The 636-nt window shown below is 38.8% G+C and carries 1 protein-coding gene; it reads right to left on the reverse strand.

Translation table 11 applies throughout. The annotated features are described in order from the left end of the window. The coding region (locus ACSSWA_RS14960) for a transposase (RefSeq protein ID WP_437357462.1) at nt 1-636 on the reverse strand (636 nt) is incomplete at both ends.

Genomic DNA, 636 nt, shown 5'->3' on the forward strand with positions numbered 1-636 from the left:
GTCTCATAATCAGGCTCGTTATATGCTCTCTGGATTTTACCTCTATATATTTCCTTTTCTTCTTCTCTTAAGTAACTGACTACATTTTCCCTTTTATGCCACTGGCAGCGTTGCGTTAACGTAAATTTACCAAAGGTCTCTTTGACTGCCTTCTTTAACCCCTTTGAACCGTCTATAATGGTCAACAATCCTTCCTCAAACCGGAAGTTCCTGCCTATTAAATTTTTTAACAGCCCTTTGATTGCCTCGCTATTCTCACTCGTCGTTTGTATAAATCCTAATGGCGCTTTGACTCCGCTCATCGTTATTCCTAAAGCGATTACTATATTTTCATGACTCAGATATTTACCATCTATTACCAATGCTATAAAATCATGCTCTCCCAAATCCCTCTGTTCAAATTCCTCTAACAGCTTTTTGCTCTCCTCTATAAATGCCCGACTTATACTCGACTGACTTATTCCGAAACTCTCTAATACGCTTCTGGTTACTTCCTCGTAATCCCTCTGACTCAGACCTTTTATTATTTTCTTCAGTATTATTTCACTGGGTTTCGCTATCTCGTGGAGTAACTTGTAATAGGATGATTCTTCTGTACGTCTCTCTTCTTTGTCATAAAATCGTGGAACCTCTACC

The organism is Melioribacter sp. Ez-97, from assembly GCF_051488665.1.
Lineage (GTDB): Bacteria > Bacteroidota > Ignavibacteria > Ignavibacteriales > Melioribacteraceae > Melioribacter.